The sequence below is a fragment of the Hyphomonas sp. UBA4494 genome (assembly GCF_002388935.1).
In the GTDB taxonomy this organism is placed as follows: Bacteria; Pseudomonadota; Alphaproteobacteria; order Caulobacterales; family Hyphomonadaceae; genus Hyphomonas.
Window position 1 is genome coordinate 184,332 of sequence record NZ_DGNK01000042.1, and the last position, 23,515, is coordinate 207,846.

Here is a 23,515-nt window from a genome sequence, read left to right on the forward strand (position 1 = left end):
TCCTGAGCATCCGGTGGCTTGAACCGGCCTGCATCGCCCTCCACATCTGGTGAAACGCCCGACTCCTGCCATCATCGGCAGGTAGGGTTTCCTGAGCTGCCGCCCAGTCGGGGCTCAATTTGAAGAAGGAGGCATTGTAGATGCCAGGTATAAAGAACCTTCCGGTGTTGCCGCTTCGGGACATCGTTGTGTTTCCAGACATGGTCGCGCCCCTGTTTGTTGGGCGTGACAAGTCTGTACGGGCCCTCGAAATGATCGAAGAGGCCGATAATGAAATCATGCTGGTCGCCCAGCGCGACGCGGCCATAGACGACCCGGGCTCAGATGATGTCCACGAGGTCGGCACGATTGCCACCATTTTGCAGCTGCTCAAGCTGCCTGACGGTACGGTGAAAGTGCTGGTCGAAGGCAAGACGCGTGCGCGTCTGAACCAGCTGCACGACCGCGGCGAATATTTTGAAGCTGAAGTCGAAGCCTATGACGAGGCCCGAGGCACCGATGATGACGTGCAGGCACTGATGCGTGCCGTGCAGGAGCAGTTTGAAAATTACGTCAAGCTGAACCGCAAGATCCCGCCGGAATCCGTCACCACGATTGCTGCGCTGACCGAGCCTGGTCGTCTGGCCGATGCGGTGGCGTCAAACCTGTCTGTCAAACTCTCCGAAAAGCAGGAATTGCTCGAACTTCCCGATGCGAAAGATCGCCTCGAGAAGGTCTTCGCCCTCATGGAGGGCGAAATGGGCATGTTGCAGATGGAGCGGAAGATCAAGAACCGCGTCAAACGGCAGATGGAGAAGACCCAGCGCGAATATTACCTGAACGAGCAGATGAAGGCGATCCAGCGCGAGTTGGGCGAGCAGGGCGGCGATGGCGCTGAGCGCGATGAGCTGGCCGACCTTGAGCAGAAGATTGCGGATGCCCCGCTGTCTGAAGAGGCACGTCTGAAGGCCGAAGCCGAGATCAAGAAGCTGCGTCAGATGTCGCCAATGTCTGCGGAATCGACTGTCGTGCGGAATTATCTCGACTGGCTGCTGGCCCTGCCTTGGGGCACGCGCAAGGAAATCGAGACCAATCTCGCCAAGGCCGAGAAGCAGCTTGATGACGACCATTATGGTCTCGACAAGGTGAAAGAGCGGATCCTGGAATATCTCGCCGTGCAGAAACGCACCGGCAAGATGAAAGGACCGATCCTCTGCCTCGTGGGCCCTCCGGGCGTCGGCAAGACTTCGCTTGGCCGCTCCATCGCTGAAGCCACGGGACGCGACTTTGTGCGCGTGTCGCTGGGCGGCGTGCGGGACGAAAGCGAAATTCGTGGCCACCGCCGGACCTATATCGGTTCCATGCCGGGCCGGGTGATCCAGTCGCTGAAGAAGACCAAGACGGGCAACCCGCTCTTCCTGCTGGACGAGATCGACAAGATGGGCATGGACCATCGCGGCGATCCGGCCTCTGCCTTGCTGGAAGTGTTGGACCCTGAGCAGAACTCCACGTTCAACGACCACTATCTGGAAGTCGACTACGACCTTTCGGACGTGATGTTCGTGACGACGGCAAACTCGCTCAACATGCCCCAGCCGCTACTCGACCGGATGGAGATCATCCGCATCGCTGGCTATACCGAGGACGAGAAGGTGGAGATCACCAAACGTCACCTTATTCCGCAGGTCCGTGAAGATCACGGCCTCAAGGAAGGGGAATGGGTTGTGTCAGACGACGCCATTCGCGACCTTGTTCGGTATTACACTCGGGAAGCGGGTGTGCGCAGCCTGAAGCGCGAAATTGCGCGGCTGGCTCGCAAGACGGTCCGCATCCTGTCTGACAAGGAGGGCGAGACCCTGACGGTGACGTCGGAGAACCTTCCGGAATTCGCAGGCGTGCGGAAATTCCGCTACGGTCTCGCCGACGAGACCGACCAGCTTGGTGCGGTGACAGGCCTTGCCTGGACCGAGACCGGCGGTGACCTGCTCACCATCGAGGCGGTCAAGATGCCGGGACGCGGCAACATGAAGGTCACGGGCAACCTCCGCGACGTCATGAAAGAGTCGATCCAGGCGGCCAGCTCGCTGGTCCGGTCCCGGTCTGTCATGCTCGGCATCAAGCCGACCGTGTTCAACACGACCGACATCCACGTGCACGTGCCTGATGGCGCGACGCCAAAGGATGGCCCGTCCGCGGGTGTTGCCATGACAACGGCGATTGTCTCGCTGCTGACCGGCAACCCGGTTGACCGGGAAGTGGCCATGACGGGCGAGATCAGCCTGCGGGGACGCGTCCTGCCGATTGGTGGCCTGAAAGAGAAACTGCTCGCAGCTCTGCGCGGCGGCATCAAGACGGTGCTGATCCCGGAAGAGAACGAGAAGGATCTCGAGGACATTCCGGAGAATGTGAAGACCGGCCTGAAGATTGTGCCCGTTTCGGACATCAATGAAGTGCTGGCCATCGCGCTGACGCGGCCCTTGTCGCCGATCGAGTGGTCAGAAGCAGATGAAGCCGCATTGCAGGCCTCATTGTCCGGTCAGCCGGGTAATCAGGCGACCGATCCGGCCCGTCCTCACTAGGCTGAATTGAGACTTATGACAGGCGGCCGTTCAAACACTGAACGGCCGTCTTGCTTTTTCTCTCAACCCCGTGCATTTGAGCGGGATTGGGGCGGTTAGCTCAGTTGGTAGAGCATCTCGTTTACACCGAGAGGGTCAGCGGTTCGAGCCCGTTACCGCCCACCATTTTCTCCGAATTTCCAGATTGTGTCGTCTCGGGCCTTCCTCAGAGGACCGGCCATTCTGACGGCACGCTGCGGCCTTCGCGTGAGACCAGTGCCATTCCGGCGGCCTGAACCTCGGCAAGCAACCGGTCTTCGTCAATCAGTGTGGAGCGGTAGTTCTCGACCACGCGCCGCCCATCTACCCAGACACTGTGAACGCCGCGGCCATCGGCGGAATAGATAAGCTGGTTGACCGGGTTGAATAGCGGCACCCATTCCGGCCGGTTGCGATCATGCAGTACGAAGTCGGCCTTCTTGCCAGGTTCCAGTGACCCGATCTGGTCGGCCATCTGCGCGCCTTTCGCGCCATTGATCGTGGCCGCTTCCAGCACGCTATAGGCCGAGAACAGGCTTGCGTCGCGGCGCGCATCCTTGAACAGGCCTGCCATGGCAAACATGGCGCGCATGATATCGCTGGTATTGCCATTATTGTTGCCATCCGTGCCAAGCTGGATGTTCACGCCGGCGGCGGCCATTTCGGGGAACAGGCCGGCAGAGCTTGCCCCGTACCCGCCTTTCATGGCGGTCATCGGGCAGTGTGTGACTTGCGTGCCGCTCGATGCCAGCAGGTCGACTTCGTTCTGGTCCAGATGCACCGCGTGGGTCAGGGACAGGTGCGGGCCGAGCGCGCCGAGGTCTGCCAGATAGGCGATTGCGCGCTTTCCGGCTGTCTCGAGGTAATATTCAGGATCTGCCGGATCGGCGCTCATATGGGCGCTCACACCCAAGCCTTTCGTGCGGGCAAGATCCGACGCGCCGCGCCATAATTCGTCGGTTGCCGTGTTGTGGCCCACCAGGAGCGGCCAGGCCGAAATAAGTGCATCTTCCGTCTGCGGGTAGGCGTTGGACTGGTCGTCCATGCGCGATAGCGCCGAGTCGGTCAGCGCCGTCTGATCGTCGTCGGGAGCAAAAGCCCGGTCCTGCAGCCATTGACCAATCCGTCCGCGGATGCCGATTTCGGCAAGGCCATCCGCAACAGCTTCGAGGTTCAGGATCGTGCCGGCCTCGATGAAAGTCGTGGTGCCGGTGCGGAGCATTTCAAGGGCCGCAAACTGAGCCGACAGGCGTTCGTCGGCAGGAGTTTGGGTCATGTACATCGGAATCAGCCATCCGAAGACGTTTTCAGCCCAGTCCGTACTGTCTGGCACGATTCCCCGGGTCAGAGGTTCACCGGTGATGTGGACGTGGCAATTCACGAATCCAGGCGTGATGACGAATCCATTGCCGTCCAGCGTCTCACGAGCGCTGACCGAGCCGGATATTTCGCTGTCCTGACCGACGCTGTGAATGCGGTTTCCGACGATCGCGATTGCGCCATTCCGATAAATTCGCCGCGTCGCATCCATCGTGACGATCCATGCATTTCGGATGAGCAAGTCGACGGGGGCAGGGTGGGTCATACGTGTCTCGATCCAACTGAATTTCTCGGCATTGGAAGATGGTGCCAAAGGGGGGGCAACTTGATTCGGAAGGCTCGACTGAATGTGGAGCTACCGAGTGTGAGGCGTCTTGATCGAGTCCGCACAATATATTTTGGAGGTGGAGCGCGTAGAGAAGGGGGGCCTGCTCAGCAGGTTTACGATTCCTCATTCCCGCAGGGTTTGGGATTCGACAGTGTGGCCTTTTTGCCAACCTTGTCATAAATCCGGAAAAATCGGTCCTTGAAAAATTTTCTACCGCGATTGCTCAATCCTGCGCGGGATTGCGAAAGTCCCAATAGCTACGGGGCGAAAATTGTTGCAAGAGCGGTGAAATCGGTTTCATCGCGCTCGAACTGAGCGCCACCAATCCAAAATTTTCGTCATGAAAGACTTGATAGCGCAAACATTTGGTGATGCATTGACCTTCGGGTAGGTGGATTGCAGGGGCAGTCCGCCTGACCGAGACAAGCATTGAAGACCGGCACCACCGTCGTGAGTGGCCTGTCTCAGGGAGGATTGTAATGACTGTTTCCACGGACAAGGTCCGTGCGGATTCCGCACGGAAAGTAAAATGGGGAACGCTGCTGTGCAGTGCGTCCGCGGTGTCGCTGCTGTCAGCCCTGCCATTGGCAGCGCAGGCGCAAGACGCAAATGAAGAGACACTGACGCAGGAAACTGTGGTCGTACAGGGCATCCGCGGATCGCTCGAGCGCGCCATGGACATCAAGCGCAGCTCCAATGGTGTTGTTGACGCCATTTCGGCCGAAGACATCGGCAAGTTCCCGGACACAAACCTCGCGGAATCGCTTCAGCGCATCACGGGTGTGTCCATCAACCGGGTCAACGGCGAAGGCTCCGAAATCACCGTTCGTGGCTTTGGCCCAGGGTTCAACTTGGTCACGCTGAATGGCCGGACCATGCCAACCGCCAAAATTCGCGCTATCGGTGCCCGCGGCAATTACGGCGCTGGTGGTGACCGTGCATTCGACTTCGCAAACCTCGCCTCGGAAGGCGTCAACGGACTGGAAGTCTACAAGACTGGCCAATCCGTGCTGCCATCAGGTGGCCTCGGCGCGACCGTCAACATCAAGACACGGACGCCTTTTGACGATCCAGGTCTGAATGCGACCTTCTCGGCCAAGGCGATCAACGATACGAGCGTTGAAGCTGGAGATGACTTCACACCTGAATTGTCAGGTCTTGTCAGCTGGACCGATCCTTCCGACCGTTTCGGCATCGGTATTTTCGGATCTTATTCGAAGCGGGATTCCGGCGCGCCATCGCAGCAGATCAATGACTGGATCGTCCGTGAATCCACTGACGGCACGATTGATGGCAGCTATGTTCGCGGCGATGGCTCTACGCAAATCACGAACCCGCCAGCTGCTGGCCAACTCTACGCCATCGCGCAGGACAGCCGCTACGACTTCTCGGATATTTCCCGAGAGCGTCTCAACGGCCAGCTGGTGCTGCAGTTCCGTCCGATTGATAACCTCACCCTGACCGGCGACTATACTTACGCCCAGAATGAGGCCGACGAACTGCGCTATGAGCAGACCAACTGGTTTGCGACGCCGTTGGACCAGATCATTTTCGATAATGATGGCCCGGTCGCTACGGCTGTGTTCATGCAGGAGAACAATAACGGCTCAAAGGATATCGGCTTTGAGCAAACCAATCGCGCGACGAAGGACGAGATGAATTCGATCGGTTTCAACGCTGATTGGGAATTCTCCGAACGCGGAACCATTATCTTCGATGCGCACAGCTCGAAGTCGGAATCCGGCGGTAACAATCCACTCGGCCACGTTGCGACATTCGTTTCAATGGGCGCGCCGGTTATTCTCCAACACTCGGTGGATTATCGTAGCGGCTCTCCGATCCAGTCCTACACGATTGACGATTCCGTTCGCGGAAATGGCAATGGCGTGCTGGATGCAGGTGATCTCGGCACCCAGGTGCAACGGTCGAACTCTGCCAATATGGAGCATCAGGTTGACGAGTTTGATCTGCGCTTCGTCTGGGACTTCGACGATCGTACGAGTCTGACGGTTGGCAGTAATTACCGCGACACTCAGATGGATCGTACAACACGTACAACCCAGCAGGACCTTGGTTCATGGGGTATCTCCAATCCCGGCGACGTTGAACAATTCGCTCCAGGTGCGATGCAGCAGTATTGTCTCTCATGTCTGTTCGACGACGTAGCTGTGGGGCAGGCAGACGTCGCGTTCCGCACTGACGCGGCTCAGCTCTTCCCGATTTTGGAAGCGGCTTATGCTGGCAACGCGGTCAACGTCTCTGAATCCGACGACACTGTGCAGGAAGAAATTCTGTCTTTCTATGCTCAGTTCAATATCGAGCGCGACTTCATGGGGCTTCCGACGCGCACCAATATTGGTGTTCGTTATGAGGACACCAACGTCAATTCGACAACGGTTCAGTCGATCCCGTCGGGCATCTTGTGGCAGTCAGACAACGATTTCCTCATCGTCCAGTCTGGTGCCCAGCAAGATCTATCGGGCAAGGGCGCTTATGAGGAAGTGCTTCCGAACGTCGACTTTCAGGTTGATCTGACCGAAAATGTTGTTGCACGTGCATCGTTCAGCAAAACAATTGGCCGGGCCGCATATAGTAACCTTTTCTCGTCCACGACCACGGATGCGCCAAATCGCCCAACGGCCTTTGGCGGTTCACTAACGGGTGAATCTCAGAACCCGGGCTTGCTACCTCTCAAATCGACCAATTTCGATGCCTCGGTTGAGTGGTACTACGATGATTCAAGCTATGTATCGCTCGGATACTTCGACAAGAAGGTGAAAAACTTCATTGGTAATGGTGTGGTCGAGCGCAATTTGTTCGGCTTGCGGGATCCCGCATCAGGAGTGTCTGGTTCGCGGTCTGGAGATGCTCTGGCTATTATCAATACGCTGGGTGTCGATCAATCTGAAGCCAACCTCTTTACGCTGACAGCCCTGATCGACGCGAATGGCGGGGATACTGCGGCGGCGCGTGCTGAGTTCGAATCCCAGCTTGTCGGCGGTGTCCTGCCGCAAAGCTATGTGGACCAGATTCTCGGACAATATGATGTCGCATCCAATGCCAGCGACCCGCTGGCACTATTTGGTGTCGAACAGCCGATTAATAACCGCGAAGGCAACATTGACGGGCTCGAATTTGCCTGGCAGCACTTCTTCGGGGAGACCGGATTTGGTTTCCAGGCCAACTATACATTGGTCAATGGCGACGTTGAGCTCAATCCGGCCGGAGATATCAACGAGAACCAGTTCGCACTGCTCGGTCTATCCGACACGGCGAACGTAACGGCGATCTATGAAAAGTACGGTTTCTCCGCGCGTCTGGCCTATAACTGGCGCGATACCTTCCTTCTCAACACGAACGAAGGCGGAGACCGAAGCGGTATCTATACCGAGGAATACAGCCAGATCGACCTGAATGTCAGCTATGACATTAACGACCAGATTGCCGTGTCCTTCGAGGGCATCAATCTGGCCGGTGAAGACCAGCGGCTTTACCACCGCGTGCCGGAGCAGGTGTACTATGTCTACGAGCTGGCACCACGCTACCAGGTTGGCGTCCGCTACAAGTTCTAGTCGGAGACGACTGGAACGAGACTTGGAACATTCAGGAAAGGCCGCTGCTTGCAGCGGCCTTTTTTGCCCCCGCTTGTAAGCATGGGAGGATTGTTTCATCATGACGGAAACGCGCTCGCACGACACAACGAGCGTAAGCAGCACCGAAAGGCGCCTCATGGCCAAGATGGCACTTCTGAACAATATCGATCATCCGGATATCAAGGTGATCACCCGCTTTGACGCGGCCTATGGCGACAGCGTCAATCAGGCAGCGGTCTATCCGACAGAGTTTTCAGAGCTTCAGCGCGAATACCCGATCTTCTTCCGAAAAGACGAGGAGGGGGTATTTTACTGCGTGATCCTGCTCGGTCTCGACAAGGGCGAAAACCTCTTCCTTGATGGTGCGCGCTGGCAGGCCCGTTATGTGCCCGCGATCCATCAGCGCGGCCCGTTCATGATCGGTTTCCAGAACCAGGAAGTCGATGGCGAGGTCCGCCGAGAACCGGTGATCCATGTGGACCTTGAAAATCCGCGCGTCAGCAAGACGGAGGGCGAGCCGCTTTTTCTCGCGCATGGCGGCAATGCACCATACTTGCAGCATATCAGCCAGGTCTTGCGCGTGATTACGGTCGGCGCGGATATGACCGCGCCCATGTTTGCAGCTTTCGAGCAGGCCGGCTTGATCGAGCCTGTATCACTGGACGTCAAACTTGATGACCATACCGAATACAAGGTGCCTGACCTCTTTACACTGAACGAAGAAAAGCTGGCCGCCCTGGAAGGGGAGGCGCTGCAACAGCTCCATCGTGGCGGATTTCTGCGCGCAGCCTATCTTGTGCTGGCCTCGTTGGGCAATGTGAACCGGCTGATCAATATGAAGAACGCGAAACGGGCAGCAGGCGGCTGACCCTCTGGGAGGAAACCTTGTCCTCACTGGACATACAGCGCAGAACGAAGGAGCTGGACGGCATCTCGCCGGACGCCATACCTTACGATCAGTTGATGCGAGACCAACAGCCCGTCATCTTGAAAGGAGTGGCGAGTAAGTGGCCTCTGGTCCAGAAGGGCTTGCAGTCACTGGACGCAGCCATGGACCATATCGCCTCGTTTTATGGCGGGCGTCCGGTCGTGGAATATCGCAGTGCGCCAGGAGAAGGCGGGCGGTATTTTTATACTGAGGCGGTGGACGGCTTCAATTTTGAGCGCGACCGTGTTCCGTTGCCGGATTTCTTTGATCGGGTACGCGAAACGGCAAGATCGTCTGACGGGCGCTCTTTCTATATTGGTTCGACCGATCTCGATAATTTCTTTCCGGGCATGCGCGACGAGAACGACCTTGTGCTGAACGATCCGATGTTTGATGCGCACAAGCCAATGGTCAGCATCTGGATGGGGAACCATACGATTGCTTCGGCCCATTACGACATGTCGAACAATCTGGCCTGCTGTATGGTCGGCAAGCGACGCTTCACATTGTTCCCGCCTGAGCAGGTGGCCAATCTCTATCCCGGCCCTCTGGAGCCCACGCCCGGCGGACAGGTCGTGAGCATGGTGGACTTCCGTGATCCAGACCTTGCGCGCTACCCACGCTTTGCCGAGGCCATGGCAGCCGGGGAGGTGGCTGAGCTGGAGCCGGGCGATGTACTGTTCTATCCAGCACTCTGGTGGCACAATGTTGAGGGCATCGGCGACTTCACGGCCATGATTAATTATTGGTGGAACACGTCGCCAGCCTTCATGGATACGCCCCAAAACACTTTGCTGCACGCCATACTCAGCTTGCGGGATCGTCCGGAGCCGGAGAAGCAGGCCTGGAAGGCCTTGTTCGACTATTATATTTTCGGACCCTCCGAGCAGCCGGCTGCGCACTTGCCCGATGCGGCTCAGGGCAATCTCGGGCCGCTCGACGAGGTGAAGGCACGGCGGCTCCGCGCACTCTTGCTGAACAAGCTCAATCGTTGAAGACTATAAAAAGAACCGGGGATCACATTGGAAACGCAGAATATCAGGAGAGTAGTCATTGCCGGCGGCGGCACAGCTGGCTGGATCGCTGCGGCCTCGCTCTCACGCCTGCTTGGCCCCTTGCTGGACATAACGCTGGTGGAATCCGATGCCATCGGCACAGTCGGAGTCGGCGAAGCAACCATCCCGACGCACCGTACGTTCCACCATCTGATGGGAATCGACGAGCGCGACTTCATGCGCGCAACCAAGGCCACGTTCAAACTCGGCATTGCGTTCGAGGAGTGGGGCGGGCTTGGTGATCGCTACATTCACTCCTTCGGCCAGGTCGGCAAGTCGAACTGGATGGGCGAATTCTACAATATCTGGATGTACGCGCAGGAGCGTGGCATTGGCGCTGAACTCGACGCTTACTGTTTCGAATTACAGGCTGCAGAGGCGGGACGGTTCTTCACGTCCGACAAGGCCAACATAAACTATGCCTATCATCTCGACGCCAGTCTCTACGCGAAATTCCTGCGGACCTTCAGCGAGGCCAAGGGCGTCAAGCGTGTTGAGGGCCTGATCGAAGAAGTCGAGCAGGATGGCGAGAGCGGTTTTATCACGGCGCTCAAACTGCAATCCGGCGAACGTATCGAGGGCGACCTTTTCATCGACTGTACCGGGTTCCGGGGTATGCTGATCGAGCAGACCCTCAAGACGGGTTATGAAGACTGGACTCATTGGCTGCCGACCGACAGTGCGCTGGCAGTGCAGACGCGCTCGGTCGGCCCAGCTCAGCCCTATACACGCGCCGTCGCGCATCATGCAGGCTGGCGCTGGCGTATCCCGCTACAGCACCGGGTCGGCAACGGCCTTGTCTTCTGCAGCGAGAATATGCAGCCGGACGAGGCAAAGGAATATCTGCTTGGCCATGTCGATGGGGAGCCACTGACCGAACCTCGCCTGATCCGTTACAAGACCGGTCGTCGCAAGAAGGTGTGGAACAAGAACTGCGTGGCGCTTGGCCTGTCGAGCGGCTTCGTTGAGCCACTGGAATCCACCAGCATCCATCTCATCCAGGTCGGGGCGACCCGTCTGGTCCAGCAGTTCCCGTTTGCCGGGATAAGTGAGGCGATTGCGAACCACTATAATGAACAGGCCGAACGCGAGCTTGAGAAAATTCGCGATTTCATCGTGTTGCACTACAAGCTGACTGAGCGCGACGACTCGGACTTCTGGCGCGCGCGCCGCGATATGCCGGTTCCAGATTCTCTGGCACAGCGCATTTCCCTGTTCCGTGAGAACGGCCTGGCCTATCAGGCGACGGATGATTTGTTCCGCGTGGATTCCTGGCTGCAGGTTATGCTCGGTCAGCGGCTGAAGCCCAAGGGATATCACCATATGGGCCATCTGATGACAGATGAGCAATTGACGACGGCATTGGGTGGCCTTGAGGCCAATATCTCAAAGGCGGTCTCACAGATGCCGAGTCATCAGGATTTCATTGATCAATATTGTGCGGTGCCGGAATCCGAGACTGTCTAGACCGTCTCGGCCACTTTCGTTGTTTCCGATGAGGCCTCTGGAGCAGGGGCGTGCACGAGCTCGTTGAGCATGTCCTTCACCATGTCTTGTGCCTGTTCCACAACGCTGCAGACCAGTTCATGTGAAAAGCTGGCTCCACCAAACCAGGTACGTTGATGGCCTTGTACGCGTTTCAGTGCGCCAAAAAGGCCGTCGCGCACCGCCTCTACCTTGTATTGGGGGAAGTACTGCCAGACCTTCTGCTGGATCACGCTTTCGATGGTAAAGCCGTGCTTTTCCGCATCGGCCAGCAGGATCTCACGAAGTTCCGGCGCGGTCAGGCCGGTCGAAAACTGGCCCGTCACGTAGAGACGGCCGCCCAATTCCTCGCTTTCGCCTTCGCGGCGACCGCCCAGGATTGCTCCTTTCCGCGTACTGTCCATGCTGGCCTCTGAATAGCCGATGATCATGTGACCTTCGAACCAGTCCGGCGAGGTCAGCAGCGTAGTGGTATAGTTTTGCCATTCAATGCCGTTGCAGATGAACATCTCGTCGCGCGTTGCGGCGCAGAACTTGACGAAATTCTGCATCGGCACGGTGGAGACCACAGCGTCGAATTCTTCGCTCTTGCCAGCCGTCGTGATCACGGGCTTTGGTCCGGACCGGTCGAGATGGGTCACCGGGCTCGATAGCCGCACGTCGAGATCCTGAGCGAACCGGTTCCAGAACTCGCTCCAGCCCTGATCAGGCATGTGCATGTCGTTGAGGACGCCTGACAGGAGATAGTTCAGATCGCACCACTGGACGGTCTGGCCAATCGTGGCTTCGTCGGTGAATCCATAACCCTGCGTTGTCTGAATTCGGTGAGACGCAAGGTCGATTTTCGGCAGGTTGAGTCGCTTCACCCATTCCGCTGTCGTCATGGCGGCTTCCGCGCGCACGTCCGGATCGTCTGGTCGGTCTCGGATATCGCGGCGCAGCCGTCCGGCAGCCCTGATAAACTTCAGGGCCTGCAACACCATGGGCGGACCGTCACCCGTCCTGACATAGTCGACGACCTTCAGGCCATCATATCGCGCCTCACCCAGGCGGCTCAGCGTGATCCCGTGCTGGCGCATCCACTTCTTTACAAGCTTGTGAGAGCGGGTGGTGTAACACGTGCCCATCTCATTCATGGCGTCGCCACGGACAACGGAAAAAGACTTGCCCCCCAGACGGTCTTCGGCCTCGAACAAGACCGCCTTGTGTCCGGCCTGCTTGATGAAGCGTGCCGTGCTCAGTCCCGCAGGCCCGGCACCGATGACTGCTATTTTGAAAGGCGATTTGGGGCGGGACACCGGAACTATACTCTCCTCAATCGGAATGCACGCTACAGAACCCGGGACAGGATATGCAACCGTTTAAGAGTATCTATCCTTGGTTAACACCCGCGTTAACGACAAGTTTCCACAGTCTGCCAATCCCTTCGGGCCTGTAGACCGGATTGTTCACCTTGCCTGTGTATAGCGGTGTCATGGCGAAACAGGAAAAATCATTTCTGTCTTATGTAACCGGGAACACGATTCCCCGGGCGACGGCGGTTGACCGATTGGTCCTGCTGCAGCAGCACATGGATTTTTCCAGCCACAAGCTGGTCATGGCGACGATCATGCTGGTCAACACCATCGGGGCGAGCTTCCTTGTTCACCGCTGGGTGCCTGAAACAAATATTGAAGCCTGGATTGCGATCAATCTCTGCCTGGCCACACTGCTCGTCATTGATTTCCTGTTGAAGCGGGGGCGCCCGGCGCCCAAAACGGTCAGCGGCAAGTACCTTCGCCGTTCGGAATTCCTTGCCATCCTGTTTGGCCTTGCATGGGGATCCCTGCCTTTCTTTGTCGGAGCAGATGAAAACGCCGCAATGATCATGGGTGGTCTCATGATCACCCCCATGGCGGCTGGCATGGCCAGTATGTTGACGCGCGTGCCCCGCATTGTCCTGCGTTATGCACTTTCAGCCTTTTTCGCGAGTGCGGCCTACAGCGCCTATGCGCAATCCGTTACGGGCGCCACGATCTGTCTGATGATGGTGTCCTTCATGTTCGCGCTCTATCTGGGCGCACGCTCCAGTTACATGGTCTACAAGTCAGACATCGACGCGACCCAGAAGGCGGAAGAATCCCGAGACCTTTTGATTGGTGCGCTCGAAGCCAGCCACCAGGCCTTTGCAATCTTCAACGAAGATGGGGATGTCGTCGTAGAAAACCAGCTGCACCAACAAGTGTTTGGAACAAGCGAAGATACGCTGGAGCCCATCGACAAACCGATCCGTCGTGATGGGGTCTTTTGGCAAAAATCCGTCGAATGCATCAGCGGTGTCGGCACTGTGGTCGTCTACACAGACGTGACTCGCATGGAAGAAGCCCGGTCTGAGATCGAGCATGCTCGTAACGATGCTGAAGCGGCCAATGAAGCCAAGACACGTTTCCTCGGCTCAATGAGCGCCGAACTCAAAGTGCCGCTTGATGTCATTTCGGCCTGCGCCGGGGTCATCGGTTCATCGTCAAATATTCCGTGCAGCGAAGAAGAAGTCAGCACCTATGCCGACAAGATTGCCGAACAGGCGATGATCCTGTCTTCGACTCTGGACGGCATCATCAATTTCACGAGGATGGAACGCGAAGACTATCTGGCGCAATCAGCAGAAGTGCCAGTGTCTGAAGTGATTCAGAACGTTGTGCGCAAGCTGACCGAAGGGGAATTCTCGCGCTTTGCAGATCGTCTCAAGGTCAGCGTGCCGAGCAATCTGGCTGCGGACATGGATGAAAGCAGCTTCGAAATCATCATTCGCAACATCATCAAGAACGCGCTGGAATCCGGCTCGTCGGCGCCGATCGTGGTCAAGGCGGGCATGGTGTCGGGCGTCGGGCTTGTGGTCATGGTCCGTGACCGGGGCAGGGGTATGACCTCAGACGTGCTGGAAAAGGCCTTCGAACCCTTCTTCCATTCTCGTCCGGCGCACCAGAAATATGACCACTCGACCGGTGTCGGTCTGGGCCTCAGCGTCGCGCGTCGTCTGGCCGATGCTCAGGGTCTGCGCATCAAGCTGCGCTCCGAACTCGGCCGTGGAACAACGGCGTTTGTCACCATTCCAGAGACGCTTGTGCGTCGCTCGGCCCCTCAGGACAGCGCCACCGCAACGGAAGTTTCGGTGATTGATCCTGCAGAGTTGCAGAAGAAGACCGGCTAAAGCGCGCCATCCTTCTTGGCAACCTGACATTCAAAACCAGTATTCCAGAACACTTTGCCTTAGTTGGCGAGCTCACTATGCGATTGCGTTAAACGCAGGAGGATCGCGCACTGCAAAGGCTGCAGTGCGGGGTATGCCCCTTCAAAATGGAAGATCGTTCTAGGCGCTCGTCTTGCGAATTTGAGGAGCGGATATTGCCTGATCCGCTTCACGACGGTCTGAAACAGATCCACTGCCACGGAAATGCTTTTCACCGCGTGCAGGCGCAATCGACAGATAGTGGATGCGTTTTTGTTCGACGCGGGCCCGTGACAGCGAATCCAGGATCACGCCTGCGGTGAAAGACATCATCGCGCCCAGCAACAGGGTCATGGCCAGCATCCAGGTCGGCATGCGACTGACCAGACCGGTTTCGAAGTATTCTGCCAGCACCGGCACGCTCAGGATCGCGGCGAGACCAAACAGGCCTGCGGACACTGAACTGAAAAACATGAATGGCCGGGTTTCCTTCACCAACATGCCCATCATGCGCAGGATGCGAAATCCGTCACGAAATGTGGACAGTTTGCTTTCGGAGCCTTCGACGCGGCGGCCATAATCGAATTCGATCTCGGACACGGGCAGACGCAGGGTCGAGGCGTGGACCGACATTTCGGTTTCGATTTCAAATCCTGGTGACGAGGCGGGAAAGCTCTTGGCGAAGCGACGCGTAAAGGCGCGATACCCGGAGAAAATATCGGTGAAATCGCTGCCGAACAGGGCGCGATAGATCATGTTGAACAGGCGGTTGCCGAAAGCGTGGCCATTGCGACCTGCATCCTCGGTAACGTTTCGGCGCGTGCCCACCACCATGTCTGCCCGGTCTGCCAGCAGCGTATCGATCATACGCGGCGCGGCGGTCGGATCATACGTCCCGTCGCCATCGGCCATCACATAAACATCGGCTTCAATGTCCGCGAACATCTGGCGCACGACATTGCCTTTGCCCTGCCGGCGCGACGGTACGACGGTGGCGCCTGCAAAGGCGGCCTGGGCTGACGTGTCGTCGCTGGAATTGTTGTCATAGACGTAGATGCGCGCGGCTGGCAGGGCCTTGCGAAACCCGATGACCACGGACGCGATCGATTTGCCTTCATTGTAGCAAGGCAACAGGACGGCGATATTCAATCGGGCAACATCTTCTTCAGTCATGGGTTTTCAGCGCCTCCCTCTTTAGGGTTTCCTACACCCCCACTGGTTAAGTTTGCCTTTCGGGAGTGGAAGGCTTGGTTGCCTGCAGAGTGGGAAAGGGAGGTCGTGCAAACTCGGTTCGACGCCAAAATCGCTGTGTTGTTTGTGGTCGCGCCGGTCTGGCTGGTCGCATCTGCCGCCCTCCAGGGAACGCTTGGATCGATCGGGCCTGATGGCGACGACGTGATGCGGCTGGTCCAGATCAAGGATCTGCTGAACGGCCAGGACTGGTTCGATCTCCATCAATACCGGATGGGTCCGGACGGCGGCACAGCGATGCATTGGTCGCGACTGGTCGATCTTCCCATCCTCGCGCTTTTCAGCCTGTTTGAGCTGTTCCTGCCCTCCGAAACGGCGCTTGTCTGGGCTTATTCGGCATGGCCACCTCTCAGTGTACTCATCGTGCTCGGCGGTCTCTATATGGGCGCGCGCCAAGTCGGCGGCCGGGCAGGGGCCTTGGCCTGTCTCGTGCTCAGTATTTTTGTCTACTCCGCTCATTATCGCTTCCGACCGGGAGCAATTGATCATCACAATCTCCAATTGGCGCTTATGGCGGCGGCGATGGGGCTTGCGCTTGATCCACAGCGTCGGGCCAGCAGAGCGGTCGGCGCAGGTCTCGCTCTGGCAGCGTCCGTTGCCATTGGCGGCGAAGTCTATGTATTCGCAGCCGCGATATGCGCATTCATGGCCCTGGATTGGGCCGTGTCCGGCGCAGCAGCCATGCGCAGCGCAGCCGGGTTTGGGGCGGGTCTTGCCGCCGGATTGGAAATTGCCTTCTTCGCGACGGTCGCGCCGTCTCAATACACTGTCGTGGCGTGCGACGCGCTTTCTGCGGTCAGCTTGTTGGCTGGCATGGCGGGTGGATTTGGTCTGGCCGCCGCCGCATTGCTCATGTCAGGTCGCATATGGTGGCTGCGGCTGGGTACGCTGGCGCTGGTGGGGGCCGCCTGTGCAGGGGCACTGGTTCTGGTTGGCCCGGAATGCTTGTCCAACCCGCTGGATGAGTTGTCTCCGGATTTGAAAACCCTTTGGCTCGACCGTGTGGATGAGGCGCGCCCGATCTTCGCAGAACGATCAGACCTTGTCGCGAAGCTTGGATTTTGCCTTGGAATCACGGTTCTCGCGCTGGGGCTCTGCCTTTACGGCCTATATCGCCGCCAGCGGATGCGCGCGAATTTCCTGTTTGTGGCGCTGCTCGTCTCGGCAGTGGCGATGACCCTCTACCAGACGCGCTTCTACGTATTCGGCCACCTTTTCGCGGTCATTCCGTTGGGCTTGTGGATCGCAGATGTCTACCGCACCGGCAAGGCGCGCAGCGCGTCCAGCGTTGCCTATATTGGCGCGTTGGCCCTGAGCGTACCCTTCCTGTGGGCATTGCCGGGACTCCTGGTGTCGCCTGCGGTTGAGACAAACAAGACCGGCGACAAGGCCGACTGCCTTCAGGACAGTCTGTTTGCCACCTTGGAGACGCTTCCGAAGGGCCGGGTCCTTGCGCCGGCTGATTTTGGCCCGAAGATCCTGAATCGCACCGAACACAATGTCCTGCAGGGCAATTATCATCGCAATCAGGACGGCATCAGTCAGGCCATCGAGCTGTTGCTGTCCCATGCAGGGGAGACGCGCGCGAAGCTATCCCGCAGCAGGATCGACTATATCGTGACCTGCCCGGCGGATGCCGAGACGAAACTGATGACCACGCATGATCAGGACGGATTTGCGGCACGTCTCGGGCGCCAGGAGATCCCGGATTTCCTCGAAAATATCCCGTTCGCCACGGGTGCGAAAACGCCAGCGCGTCTCTATCGGGTGCTTGGGGACGGAGCCGTCGACCAGAAAGATGAAGATCTTTCCTAAAGCATCTTTGGCCTTTGTTAACGATTGCCGTACGATGCGTTCCGTTGGCGATGCGGATGGTTGTCTGTGATCGAAAAAAATCCCTTTTAAAACAGCGCAAATATTCACCATGAACGCTGCGTACCACTTATGTGCCGAGCGACTCTTGCATTAAAGCGGCGTTAACGGCAGATGGTGTATGGGGCTGTGTAAAGAATTGCACATGCGTGCCGGGCAAAACCGCTCGGCCGCTCAAGAAAGAGCTCGGGTACGACATGATTGGTAGCCTCCTCGGCATGCTGTCTACGGACATGGCCATTGACCTCGGGACAGCGAACACGCTGGTCTATGTGAAGGGGCAGGGCGTCAAGCTCGATGAACCCTCTGTCGTTGCCTATATGACGCAAGGCGGTCGCAAGATTGTCTATGCGGTCGGCGAGCAAGCCAAGAACATGCTCGGCAAGACTCCGGTAAACATGGAAGCCATTCGCCCGATGCGAGATGGCGTGATTGCTGATTTCGAAGTCGCCGAAGAAATGATCAAGCACTTCATCCGGAAGGTTCACAACCGCCGGGCGTTTGTGTCTCCCCTCATCATCATCTGCGTGCCAAGCTCCGCCACCAGCGTTGAGCGCCGCGCCATCCACCAGTCGGCCCTCGCCGCAGGTGCCCGCGAAGTGCAGCTGATCGAAGAACCAATGGCCGCCGCAATCGGCGCGGGCCTGCCGATTGATGATCCGGCCGGGTCCATGGTCGTGGATATTGGCGGCGGTACGTCTGAAGTGGCGGTCCTGTCGCTGGGCGGCATTGTGTATTCGCGCTCAGTCCGCGTTGGCGGCGACAAGATGGATCAGGCCATCGTCAATTACCTGCGCCGCGAGCAGAAGATTCTCATCGGCGAAATGTCCGCTGAACGGATCAAGAAGGAAATCGGCACGGCCCAGCCGCCGGAGAATGGTACCGGCATGGCTCTGACCGTTCGGGGGCGCGGCACGCTGGACGGCGTTCCGAAGGAGACCGAGATCACCGAAGCGATGATCGCCGAAGCGCTGCGTGAGCCCGTGACGGACATCATCGATGCTGTTAAGATTGCACTCGAAGCCATGCCGCCGGAACTGGCTGCGGATATTGTTGATCGCGGTATCGTTCTGACAGGTGGCGGCGCCCTGTTGCGCAATCTCGACACGGTCATCCGTGAGCAGGCTCAATTGCCGGTCATGATCGCCGACGATCCGCTGAAATGTGTTGTGAATGGCTGCGGGCACGTGCTCGAGAATTTCACGAAGATGCGTACGGTGCTTTCACCCGAAGTCTGATTGAGATGAGCTGACAGGGGTAATTTCGCAAGGGAACTGGCCAATGGCGCGCCTCGGCCGATCAGGATCGAAGAGTCAGAAACGCTCTCCCAAGCGTCTAATCCTCGGTGTGTTCATTTTCGGCGCGATTGCGCTCGTCCTGGCCCAGTCCGCTCCGCAAATTCGCACGCTTTTCAATCCCGTTCGCACGACCGTTGGTGACCAGCTAGGCGGCAATGAGGGTTTCAATGTCTGGGCATGGGTGACCGGCCAGGCCAAGCGCGAGCGACGAATCAAGGAACTCGAAGCCGAAGTGCGAAATCTCTCGCGCTACAAGGCCGCCGCCATTTCAATGGCCGAGCGCCTCGAAGCGTATGAGGAAATCCTCAACCTGATGGGCGAGCCACCGGCACGGGGCGTGACTGCGCGGGTGACCGCAGAGAATGATGGACCGTTCGCGCAGACCATTCTGGCCAATGCGGGCCGTGCGCAGGGCGTCGAGCCCGGCGCGGTAGCCCTGAACGAGGGGGGGCTGGTCGGCCGCGTCATTCAACTCGGCGAGTACTCTTCTCGCATCCTCCTGATCACCGACTTCAACAGCCGTGTCCCTGTCATGGGCGAAGTCAGTGGCGTGCGGGCCATTCTCTATGGTGGCCGCGATGGCCTCGGCAGCCTGACGGATTTGCCGGAGCGCGATGATTTTGTCGAAGGCGAACGTATCCTGACCTCCGCCGAGGGTGGCGCTTTCCCGCGGGGGCTGATCGTGGGTGAGGTTCGCAAGGTTGGTGATGACTGGCGGGTCAAATTCTCGATGGCAGAGCGTGATGGCGGCTATATCCAGATGATCCCGGCCCCAGAGATACGCAAGCCAATGGAGCTTGAGGTGGAAGAACCCACCATTGCTGCAAGCCCGGCACAGGGGGCGCGCCAATAGGATGTCGCGCTCTGCTCCCCGCAACAAGAAAAGCCTGTGGTCGCAGACCGGCCCGACGCCCCGTCTCCTGTTCGGGGCGTTTGCCATTGCGGCCATCGGATTGCTGGGCCTGACACCGCGCGAAATCTTCGGCTTCTCGATTGCCTGGCCCTATGCTGCATTGTGGGGCGCGGTTGGCTGGGGCAGGGTGGGCCTGTCGCTGCGTCCGATGATCCTGTTGATCATTTTTGGCCTCGTGCAGGATGTAACATTCCACGCGCCGCTCGGATGCTTTGTCATCGTCAACCTGCTCGCCTACGGTGCCAGCACCGCAATTGCTGATATGTTCGATGTCATGAACGAACCTCTTGTCGCGATCATGTCACCCGTCCTGCTGTTCTCCGGGGCCTTTCTCATCCTGTGGCTCATGGCGTCGACGCTGGAAGACCATCCCGTCCGCGTGGTGCCGTTGTTTGCGTCCTTGCTTACAACCGGGCTCGCCTATGCCGTGCTCCAGAAGATGTTCGATCTGGGCCGCAGGCCGGGTGAACTTGCGGGGCAAGCCGGATGAGCAAGAAGACTGCCGATCTCGATTTTGCGTTTACACGCCGTACCGCAATTGCCGGGGCTGCAGGCGGCCTCGTATGGGCCGGCCTGATTGCGCGTTTGTTCCAGCTGCAGATCCTCGATCAGGAACGCTATCAGGCACAGGCCGAGGCCAACCATATCAAGCTGCAACTCGCCCCGCCGCAGCGCGGGCGTATCCTTGATCGGTTTGGACGGCCGCTGGCCTCGCACCGCCGAGCGGGCCGCATCTCGATCACACCGGAACAGACTGACAATCCAGAGCATACGCTCGCGCAGATCGCCGCGCTGATTGAGCTGCCGGATGAGCGGCTCGAACGCATAGCCAACGAGATCCGCCTCAGCCGTCGCCGCAATGCCGGTTTCGTACCCGTCACGGTCGCGCACGAGCTGACCTATGAAGACTTTGCGCGCATGAACGTGCATGCGGCGGAGATGCCCGGTGTGAATGTCGAAATGGCGCTAACGCGGTCCTATCCGCGCGGACGCGATTTCGCGCATGTGCTGGGCTATGTCGCACGCGCCAGCCAGGATGATCTCGTTCGGCTGACTGACGACATGACGGACAAGGAAGCCGAGACACTGAAGACCATGTTCCGGCATCCGGACATGCGGACAGGTCGTCAGGGCATGGAGCGCTTTGCTGAAGAATGGCTGCGCGGCAAGCCTGGCTACCGCAAGCTGGTGACCAATGCGCATGGCCGCGTGATTGAGGAAATTCCGGACGAGCGGCTTGCGCCAACGCCCGGCAAGGACCTGTTCGTCACCATCGACTCAGACCTGCAACGTGTCGCGATTGAACGCTTCGAGGGCGAAAGCGGTGCGGCCGTTGTCATGGATGTCGAGAGTGGTGACGTGCTGGCCATGGTCTCCACGCCTGCCTTTGACCCGAATGATTTCGTCAATGGCATCTCGACTGCCAATTATTCCGAACTGCGCGACGATACACGCTCACCGCTCTATCCGCGTGCGCATGGCGGTGTCTACCCGCCGGGATCGACGTTCAAAATGGTCGTCGCGACGGCCGCGCTGGAAGCTGGCGCGATCAAGCCGACCGACCGTGTGCATTGCAATGGCTATTACCATTTCGGCAACCGGACCTGGCATTGCTGGAAAAAGGGCGGGCACGGCTCAGTGAATTTGCACACGGGTATCAAGGGCTCGTGCGATGTCTATTTCTACGAGATCGCCCGACGTACAGGCGTCGACAAGATTGCCGAAACCGCGCGCAAGTTCGGCTTTGGTCAGGACTGGGTGCTAGGCATGACGGGCGGCCGGGGTGGCCTTGTTCCGGATCGCGAGTGGAAGCAACGCGTCCGCAAGGAAAACTGGTATGAAGGCGAGACACTGAATTTTGGCATCGGTCAGGGGCAGCTTGGCACCACGCCATTGCAACTTGCGCTGATGACGGCGCGGATCGCGACCGAGGGCAAACCGTTCAAGCCGCGAATGATTGGCATTGGCCCGCAGTCGCAGGATGATCATACGCTGGATGCGCCGCTCGACCCGGAAGTCATGAAGCTGATGAAGGCAGGCATGTATGGCGTGACCTCCGAAGGTGGAGGCACGGCCTATCGATCCGGTGACCTTGGCCTTGGCGGCCCGCGCCTCGCCGGCAAGACGGGCACGGCGCAGGTGCGCCGTATTACCCGAGAAGAGCGCCTCAGTGGCGTGCGCTCGGGCAGCGAGATTGCCCGCGAGCTGCGTGACCACGCCTTGTTTGTGGCCTATGCCCCGGCGGACAATCCCAAATACGCGATTTCGGTTGTCGTCGAGCATGGGGAAGGAGGCTCGCGTACGGCTGCGCCCGTTGCGCGCGACATTCTACATTTCGCGCTCAAGACAGATAGCCGCCGCAAACCGTCCTATTCGCAAAGCGCGTCGCTGCCGACCTCCATGACCGATGCAGGAGAGCCAACATGAACCGCGAAGGGTTTACCGGCTTCTCGCGCGGCGAAGCGCGGACGCGCACGGCAACCTCTCTCAATTTCGACAATCAGGGGCCGCTGAACAAGCTGATGCGACTGCCCTGGGGCTTTATCCTGCTGATCGCGGCGATGGCGCTGACAGGCATCGCGATGCTGTATTCTTCAGCGCACACCAATCCTGCCGAAGCGCATCTCTGGAAGTTGCAACTGGTGCGTTTCGTTGTCTGCTTCTTCATGATGATCGGACTGGCCATGTTGCCGCTGTCCTGGTGGATGCGGTTGGCCTTTCCTGCCTATGTCGGCACGATTGTTCTGCTCATCCTCGTGGAGGTCATGGGCGTTACGGGCGGCGGCGCGCAACGCTGGCTGCAGATCGGGCCGGTTGCCGTACAGCCTTCGGAATTTGCCAAACTTGCTGTCACAATGGCGCTCGCGCGGTATTACCAGATGGTGCTGCAACCGCAGACCGGTCGCGTCATGGTGCATCTGGGCGCGTTGGCGATCATTCTCCTGCCAGCGGCGCTCATTTTCAAACAGCCCGATTTCGGCACGACGTTGGCTCTGGTCGCGTCAGGTGGCGTGGTTATCTTCCTGGCGGGCCTGTCAGTTCGCGTGATTGGGACTGCCATCATCGGCGGTGTCGCCTCGGTCTGGCCGGTCTATCAGTTCGTGCTGGCACCCTATCAACGCGAGCGCGTCGACACGTTCCTCGCACAATTGTTTGGCGGCGCGACCAATGCACTGGGCGAAAGCTACCAAATCGAACAAGGCAAGATCGCCATCGGCGCTGGCGGCCTGAACGGGCGCGGCTTCCTGCAGGGCATCCAGTCTCAACAAGACTATGTGCCTGAACAACATACCGACTTCATTCTCACTGTGATCGCAGAAGAGTTTGGCTTCCTTGGTTCGACCGCGCTGCTTGTCGGCTTTGCGGTGCTGCTGGGGTGGTCGCTCTATAGTGCGGCGCGCTCGGTCAGTTGGTTCGGCCGTCTCGCATCTGCGGGAGCCGTCGCAACCGTCGGCTTTTACATCGTGTTTAATGTGGGCATGGTGTTGGGCTTGTTGCCGGTGGTTGGAATGCCCTTGCCATTGATCTCTTATGGCGGCACAGCCATGCTGACGACCATGGCGTGCTTCGGGCTCATCATCGCGGCGCACATGCACCGTGACGAGAAACTGACAGCCCGAGGTCTATTTTAGCACTAAAACATAACAGTCGTTGATTTTTGTTTCGCCGAAGATAGGTTCGCGCAAAA

At 58.5% G+C, this 23,515-nt stretch carries 15 protein-coding genes and 1 tRNA gene; 13 read left to right on the forward strand and 3 right to left on the reverse strand.

Annotated features, from left to right (window positions below; all coding sequences use genetic code 11):
• The first annotated feature begins 140 nt into the window (after window positions 1–140).
• Both lon and B2P82_RS16610 read left to right on the forward strand, forming a co-directional pair.
• A complete protein-coding gene (gene lon, locus B2P82_RS16605) occupies window positions 141–2,558 on the forward strand; it encodes an endopeptidase La (RefSeq protein ID WP_290498153.1) in 2,418 nt (805 codons plus the stop codon).
• An 89-nt stretch (window positions 2,559–2,647) separates the two neighbouring features.
• A tRNA-Val gene (locus tag B2P82_RS16610) sits at window positions 2,648–2,723 on the forward strand.
• Window positions 2,724–2,763: 40 nt separating this feature from the next.
• Here B2P82_RS16610 and B2P82_RS16615 read toward each other — a convergent pair.
• Window positions 2,764–4,161 (reverse strand): amidohydrolase family protein, encoded by a 1,398-nt coding sequence (locus B2P82_RS16615; protein WP_290498155.1) that lies wholly within the window; start codon window positions 4,159–4,161, stop codon window positions 2,764–2,766.
• Between the two features lie 542 nt (window positions 4,162–4,703).
• On the opposite strand from B2P82_RS16615, the gene B2P82_RS16620 reads away from it, so the two are divergent.
• The 4 genes from B2P82_RS16620 to B2P82_RS16635 all read left to right on the forward strand — a co-directional run bounded on the left by B2P82_RS16620 (window position 4,704) and on the right by B2P82_RS16635 (window position 11,267).
• The gene (locus tag B2P82_RS16620) at window positions 4,704–7,796 is read left to right on the forward strand and encodes a TonB-dependent receptor (RefSeq protein WP_290498156.1); all 3,093 of its coding nucleotides are present in this window, start codon (window positions 4,704–4,706) and stop codon (window positions 7,794–7,796) included.
• Between the two features lie 100 nt (window positions 7,797–7,896).
• On the forward strand, window positions 7,897–8,685 hold the full coding sequence (locus tag B2P82_RS16625) for a SapC family protein (RefSeq protein ID WP_290498157.1): 789 nt from the start codon (window positions 7,897–7,899) through the stop codon (window positions 8,683–8,685).
• Window positions 8,686–8,702: 17 nt separating this feature from the next.
• Window positions 8,703–9,740 (forward strand): cupin-like domain-containing protein, encoded by a 1,038-nt coding sequence (locus tag B2P82_RS16630; protein WP_290498158.1) that lies wholly within the window; start codon window positions 8,703–8,705, stop codon window positions 9,738–9,740.
• Between the two features lie 27 nt (window positions 9,741–9,767).
• Window positions 9,768–11,267 carry a tryptophan halogenase family protein gene (locus B2P82_RS16635; protein WP_290498159.1) on the forward strand — a complete coding sequence of 500 codons (1,500 nt, stop codon included), beginning with the start codon at window positions 9,768–9,770 and terminating at the stop codon, window positions 11,265–11,267.
• On the opposite strand, the gene B2P82_RS16640 is transcribed toward B2P82_RS16635, so the two are convergent.
• Complete coding sequence (locus tag B2P82_RS16640) at window positions 11,264–12,583, reverse strand: FAD-dependent oxidoreductase (RefSeq protein ID WP_290498160.1); 1,320 nt, start codon at window positions 12,581–12,583, stop codon at window positions 11,264–11,266. The two genes, B2P82_RS16635 and B2P82_RS16640, sit on opposite strands and share 4 nt — an antisense overlap.
• A gap of 176 nt (window positions 12,584–12,759) precedes the next feature.
• Here B2P82_RS16640 and B2P82_RS16645 point away from each other — a divergent pair, with 176 nt between their 5' ends.
• Window positions 12,760–14,475 (forward strand): sensor histidine kinase, encoded by a 1,716-nt coding sequence (locus tag B2P82_RS16645; protein WP_290498161.1) that lies wholly within the window; start codon window positions 12,760–12,762, stop codon window positions 14,473–14,475.
• A gap of 159 nt (window positions 14,476–14,634) precedes the next feature.
• On the opposite strand, the gene B2P82_RS16650 is transcribed toward B2P82_RS16645, so the two are convergent.
• On the reverse strand, window positions 14,635–15,666 hold the full coding sequence (locus B2P82_RS16650) for a glycosyltransferase (RefSeq protein ID WP_206992294.1): 1,032 nt from the start codon (window positions 15,664–15,666) through the stop codon (window positions 14,635–14,637).
• A gap of 105 nt (window positions 15,667–15,771) precedes the next feature.
• On the opposite strand from B2P82_RS16650, the gene B2P82_RS16655 reads away from it, so the two are divergent.
• The 6 genes from B2P82_RS16655 (at window position 15,772) to rodA (ending at window position 23,459) form a co-directional block, all read left to right on the forward strand.
• Entirely contained in the window at window positions 15,772–17,559 is a 1,788-nt protein-coding gene (locus B2P82_RS16655; RefSeq protein WP_290498162.1) for a hypothetical protein, read from the forward strand.
• A gap of 254 nt (window positions 17,560–17,813) precedes the next feature.
• Complete coding sequence (locus B2P82_RS16660) at window positions 17,814–18,854, forward strand: rod shape-determining protein (protein WP_206992296.1); 1,041 nt, start codon at window positions 17,814–17,816, stop codon at window positions 18,852–18,854.
• Window positions 18,855–18,897: 43 nt separating this feature from the next.
• Entirely contained in the window at window positions 18,898–19,767 is an 870-nt protein-coding gene (gene mreC, locus B2P82_RS16665; protein WP_290498163.1) for a rod shape-determining protein MreC, read from the forward strand.
• A gap of 1 nt (window position 19,768) precedes the next feature.
• The gene (locus B2P82_RS16670; RefSeq protein ID WP_034815904.1) at window positions 19,769–20,317 is read left to right on the forward strand and encodes a hypothetical protein; all 549 of its coding nucleotides are present in this window, start codon (window positions 19,769–19,771) and stop codon (window positions 20,315–20,317) included.
• Complete coding sequence (gene mrdA / locus B2P82_RS16675) at window positions 20,314–22,254, forward strand: penicillin-binding protein 2 (RefSeq protein WP_206992298.1); 1,941 nt, start codon at window positions 20,314–20,316, stop codon at window positions 22,252–22,254. The genes B2P82_RS16670 and mrdA overlap by 4 nt, the downstream gene beginning before the upstream one ends.
• Complete coding sequence (gene rodA / locus B2P82_RS16680) at window positions 22,251–23,459, forward strand: rod shape-determining protein RodA (protein ID WP_242517474.1); 1,209 nt, start codon at window positions 22,251–22,253, stop codon at window positions 23,457–23,459. The genes mrdA and rodA overlap by 4 nt, the downstream gene beginning before the upstream one ends.
• The last annotated feature ends 56 nt before the right edge of the window (window positions 23,460–23,515 follow it).